Source organism: Bartonella sp. PS7NMGDW (assembly GCF_042193585.1).
Classification (GTDB): Bacteria; Pseudomonadota; Alphaproteobacteria; order Rhizobiales; family Rhizobiaceae; genus Bartonella; species Bartonella grahamii.
Window position 1 is genome coordinate 1 of record NZ_JBHILX010000034.1, and the last position, 4,690, is coordinate 4,690.

At 41.3% G+C, this 4,690-nt stretch carries 6 protein-coding genes and 2 pseudogenes; 7 read left to right on the forward strand and 1 reads right to left on the reverse strand.

The window, feature by feature from the left end:
• From ACFIKJ_RS08530 to ACFIKJ_RS08545, 4 genes and pseudogenes are all read left to right on the forward strand, one after another.
• Positions 1-159: pseudogene (locus ACFIKJ_RS08530) on the forward strand (single-stranded DNA-binding protein); the annotation flags it as partial.
• Positions 160-235: 76 nt separating this feature from the next.
• Complete coding sequence (locus ACFIKJ_RS08535; RefSeq protein ID WP_375649516.1) at positions 236-763, forward strand: Panacea domain-containing protein; 528 nt, start codon at positions 236-238, stop codon at positions 761-763.
• Positions 735-1,151: a hypothetical protein gene (locus tag ACFIKJ_RS08540; RefSeq protein ID WP_375649519.1), complete on the forward strand. Its 417-nt coding sequence runs from the start codon at positions 735-737 to the stop codon at positions 1,149-1,151. Before ACFIKJ_RS08535 ends, ACFIKJ_RS08540 begins: the two co-directional genes overlap by 29 nt.
• Positions 1,138-1,665: a hypothetical protein gene (locus tag ACFIKJ_RS08545; protein ID WP_375670485.1), complete on the forward strand. Its 528-nt coding sequence runs from the start codon at positions 1,138-1,140 to the stop codon at positions 1,663-1,665. The genes ACFIKJ_RS08540 and ACFIKJ_RS08545 overlap by 14 nt, the downstream gene beginning before the upstream one ends.
• 28 nt (positions 1,666-1,693) lie before the next feature.
• Here ACFIKJ_RS08545 and ACFIKJ_RS08550 read toward each other — a convergent pair whose 3' ends face one another.
• A complete protein-coding gene (locus ACFIKJ_RS08550; RefSeq protein ID WP_375649523.1) occupies positions 1,694-1,876 on the reverse strand; it encodes a hypothetical protein in 183 nt (60 codons plus the stop codon).
• Positions 1,877-2,084: 208 nt separating this feature from the next.
• Here ACFIKJ_RS08550 and ACFIKJ_RS08555 point away from each other — a divergent pair, with 208 nt between their 5' ends.
• The 3 genes and pseudogenes from ACFIKJ_RS08555 to ACFIKJ_RS08565 all read left to right on the forward strand — a co-directional run.
• Positions 2,085-2,417, forward strand: coding sequence for a hypothetical protein (locus tag ACFIKJ_RS08555; protein WP_375652132.1), 333 nt, complete (start codon positions 2,085-2,087; stop codon positions 2,415-2,417).
• Entirely contained in the window at positions 2,398-3,726 is a 1,329-nt protein-coding gene (locus ACFIKJ_RS08560; RefSeq protein ID WP_375670486.1) for a PBSX family phage terminase large subunit, read from the forward strand. Before ACFIKJ_RS08555 ends, ACFIKJ_RS08560 begins: the two co-directional genes overlap by 20 nt.
• Positions 3,711-4,505 (forward strand): annotated as a pseudogene (locus tag ACFIKJ_RS08565) (portal protein); the annotation flags it as partial. The gene ACFIKJ_RS08560 and the pseudogene ACFIKJ_RS08565, both read left to right, overlap by 16 nt.
• Positions 4,506-4,690: the final 185 nt, after the last annotated feature.

A 4,690-nucleotide genomic window follows, 5' to 3' on the forward strand; every position in this document is an offset into this window, starting at 1 on the left:
TATGTAACAGAAGTCATATTGCCTCAGTACAAAGGCGAGTTAAAGCTTTTAGATGGCAAAAATGATGATAATCAAGATCAGTCATCTGCTTATGACAGAAGCATTTACAGACCTCTTGATACGCCCCATACCGTTATGAATGACAGTGTTCCTTTTTAAGGATATTATTGAATGAGGAAAGTGATCATGTTAAAGCAATTCTGTAAAGTTGTATATTTTGTGGGGTATGAATGATATGTACCAAGTTCAGCAAATTGCTAACTTCTTTCTTGAAAAGGGACGTGAAGAGAATATCCCAATTTCTCCTATGAAGCTCATTAAACTGGTGTATCTTGCGTATGGATGGATGTTAGCAGCTACAGGTAAGCGTCTCTTTCCTGATCGTATAGAAGCATGGCAGCATGGTCCCGTGATTCCGGCTCTTTATCATGAGTTTAAAGATTGGGGAAGGCGTTTTATCGATTGCTATTCTCGAACAGTTGATTTAGAGACAGGAGAAATTTTTGTCCCTAAAATGTCTAAAGATTCAGCTGATGAATATACAGTTAAGTTATTAGAGATTGTTTGGAATGCTTATAAGAATTTTGAACCTTGGCTTTTGCGTGAAATCTCTCATGAAAAAGGAGCACCTTGGGATAAAGTGTATGATCCACGGCGATGGGGGGTGGTGTTGAATGATGATGACATTAGAGAATATTTCACTAAAAAAATTAACGGATATTTGAAAGCTGCTGATGAAAGAGAATCCGTCCATTCATCTTGAGCAACTTCAGCGAGCTAGTAATACTGTTGAAGATGAAGATAAGTCGTCTGTATCATCGCAGCAGTTTTTTAAAGTTACTGCAGATTGTCGTTCTAGAGTAACAACTCATTATGCTGTTACAGAACAAGAAATAGAGTCGCTAAGAGACTGTGCAATGTACGCACATCATTTTGATACAGTAATGGGCATTTTGTTGGGTGCGCTCATATCTCTGTTTTTAGAATTGCTATGGGATTGTAGTCAATTTGGAACGAAGATAACAGTTGCAATTATAATAGCTGCTTTTGTTGTGTGGCTACGCAATTTGAAGAGAAAGACACAGTCAAGATCAGAGAAAATCTGGCAATATATCAAGAAGGCATCTGAGGGTATAAGTGAAAAAAAATAAAAAGAGGGGACGCCCTAAAATAGCAGGGCAGGTAAGAGAACCAAACGGACGTATATCACGTGCAAAAGCACCGCGTGAAGCCGTTGATAAATTGGCAATGGAAATGCGTGCAAAGCGCTTCGGTTTAACGCTACAAGAGGCAAAAAATCCACTTTCTGGTACCTATATCGGGCGGCTTTGCTTGCAAGGCGTGCTTACTCAAGAGCAATACGACGCCGCGCAACAGTACCTACAGATAAGGAATAATTACCTTTGTGCAAAGGGCTTGCCTAATGCGATTTATGACGAAATGCCGTCATCATCTGATGATAAAGCAAGAGACAAGTGGGTAGAGTTTGCAACAGAACAATTTTTTAATACGCAAGAAGCAATAAAAGAAGCGCAATGCCTCTATAGACAATATAACCTTTATGCAGCGTTACAGTACCTCGTCATAGAAGATCAAATGCTACCACATCTTGTGAATTCACTGCGCGTTGCTCTTAATGCGCTTGATAAGTATTTTGATCGTTAGGTTTACTGGCAATCAGATTTTAAACTTCTTAATCTTCTGCTTTCTTAATTTCATCTTTTAACTTCTTAATTTCATCTGTTAATTTCCTAATTTTATCATTTGCTACTGAAAGACTATATTCATTATAAACAAGAGCAATAATTGCTATTATAAAAGCAGTCCATAAGCTAATGATATCGAAATACCAAACTAGTAATATTACTAAAGACATCTTTTTTCTTTATTTAGGGGAAAATTTCATATCGAATTTATATTGATTCTATAATTGCATCAATATGTATCGTTTTCTTATTGACAAATTGTAGCAAATCGTATTTAATGTTATTACTGTACTTGGTCGTATTGTGTCTAAACGAGAGGCAGTGCAGTTTGGAATCCCCGCAAATGCGGGGTTTTTTATTATCTGGAGGGTGTATTTTATGACATCACAAAATACAGAACAGGCTCCACAACCGATTAAAAAGCGTATACCCCCAAAGGCAGGTCAAGGGCGTGTCAAAGGCGTTCCGAATAAGATGACGCGCATTTTAAAAGAAGCAGTGGTTAAGGCTGCTGAGAATGCTGGGAATAAAATTGGCAAGGATGGTTTGATTTCTTATTTGGAAAAACAGGCTATAGAATGTCCAGCGGCTTATTTAGCGTTGCTTGGTAAGGTGTTGCCTTTACAGGTAACAGGTGAAGATGGGGGAGCCATTAAGGTGATAACGCGTGTAGAAATCGCGCCTTTGGTCAATGACAACACGACAGATTAGTATTGTACCAAAGCTTATACCGATTTTTACAGGGGACGCTTTGGTACGGGCGGCTTGGGGTGGACGAGGGTCTGGAAAGACAAGATCATTTGCCTTGATGGCTGCTTTAAAAGGCTATCAATTTGGTATGCAAGGGATATCGGGCACTATTCTTTGTGCACGTCAGTTTCAGAATTCTTTGGCAGAAAGTTCATTGGAGGAAATTAAGCGCGCTATTGAAGCGCATGACTTTTTAAAGGACTATTACAAGGTTGGGGAGTCGTCGATTAAGTCGATAGATGGTCGTATAGCCTTTCAGTTTTCTGGTCTGGACCGGAATATTGCAAGTATCAAGTCTATGGGGCGTATTTTGCTTTGTTGGGTTGATGAGGCAGAGCCCGTTACAGAGACAGCTTGGCAGACGCTTATACCGACTTTGCGAGAAGAAGGAAAAGATTGGAATGCAGAATTGTGGGTGACATGGAACCCGTTGCGAGAGAATGCCCCCGTTGAGAAGCGGTTTCGCTTTTCAGACAATGAGGCAATTAAGCGTGTGGAGATAAACTGGTCAGACAATCCGAAGTTTCCCAAGATCTTGAATGAAGCGCGGCTTGATGACCTTAGAAACCGTCCAGAGACCTATAAGCATATCTGGGAAGGGGATTATCTTACAGCGGTTCAAGGCGCTTATTATCAAAAGGAAATGTTGGCAGCCGAGCAAGAGGGGCGGATAGGGCGTGTTGCTCGTGACCCCTTGATGCAAATACGCGCCTTTTGGGATATTGGGGGCACGGGTGCTAAGGCAGATGCAACAGCGATATGGATAGCGCAATTTGTTGGTAGAGAGATCAGAGTACTTAATTATTACGAAGCACAGGGACAGCCTTTATCGGAACATATCGGTTGGTTGCGTCAAAATGGTTATGAGAAGGCATTGATGGTTTTGCCTCATGACGGTGCGACCAGAGACCGTGTGCACAATGTGAGTTTTGAGAGTGCTCTTAAACAGGCAGGCTTTCAAACAAAAGTTATCCCTAATCAGGGAGCAGGGGCTGTTAAAATACGTATAGAAACAGTCCGCCGTGTTTTGCCTTCTGTTTGGTTTAATGAGAAGACGACGGTAGCAGGGCGCAAGGCACTGAACTGGTATCACGAGAAATGGGATGAGAAGCGCAATATTGGCTTGGGAGCAGAGCACGATTGGTCCAGTCATGGGGCAGATGCCTTTGGACTGATGTGTATTTCATACAAACCACCAAAAGAAATACAAAAGCGACCAGCTTATAGCGGCAGAACGGAATATGAGAGTACCTCATGGATGGCAGAATGATGCATGATGATGAACATTTAGAGAAAGACAGCAACGTATCTGATCTCTCTCATGAAGGTTTGTTTCGTAAGCTTGTGAGCTGGTACAAAGAAGATGTGGAGCATGTGAACAAATGGCGTGAACATGCGCGGGAGGATTTTGGTTTTTACAATGGTGATCAATGGAATGAAGAAGATTTATCGGCGTTAAAAAAGCAACGCCGCCCCGTTATGACCTTTAATCGTATTGCCCCATTGGTCAATGCCGTTGTGGGGTCAGAGCGTAATAACAAGCGCGAAGTGCAGTTTATTCCACGTCAAGTAGGGAAGGCATTGCCTAGTGAATTGCTTACCGGTGCGGCAGAATGGTTTCGGGACATGGCGCATGCCGAATACGCTGATAGTGATGCTTTCCAAGATGCGGTTATCTGTGGCATGGGGTGGACTGATACCCGCCTTGATTATGAGAACAGCCTCGATGGTGAACCGGTAATTACCCGTTTAGACCCACTGAAAATGGTTTGGGATAGTGCAGCGGTGCAACCGAATTTAACCGATGCGCAACGTTTGTGGTATGTAGACCGCAAGCCGTTAGAAGTAGCTAAGCAGATGTTTCCCAAATCTCATTGGACAGAGCTGAGTGCAGATTGGGCAAGGGATGGTAGCTCTCATGAAGGTGTTCACCATAATGATCTTGATTATTACAGCGATGAGGGGAGCATTGATGTTGAAAACGGTCGTCGGATGGTTACACTTGTTGAAGGACATTATAAACAAAAATACAATAAAGTCAATAGTTTGTTTGTAATTATTTTATAAGAATCCACTTAAGAATCCACACTTTTATACGTGATTCATTTGACTATTTTTTATATAAGATTGCCATGCATGAATAGACCCAAAAAAGCTAATCATAAAGAAGTTTAAGAAGAAAAAACAACTTCAAAATGTCCTTCAAGCGTTTTAACTTCTTTCGGATTAACAAT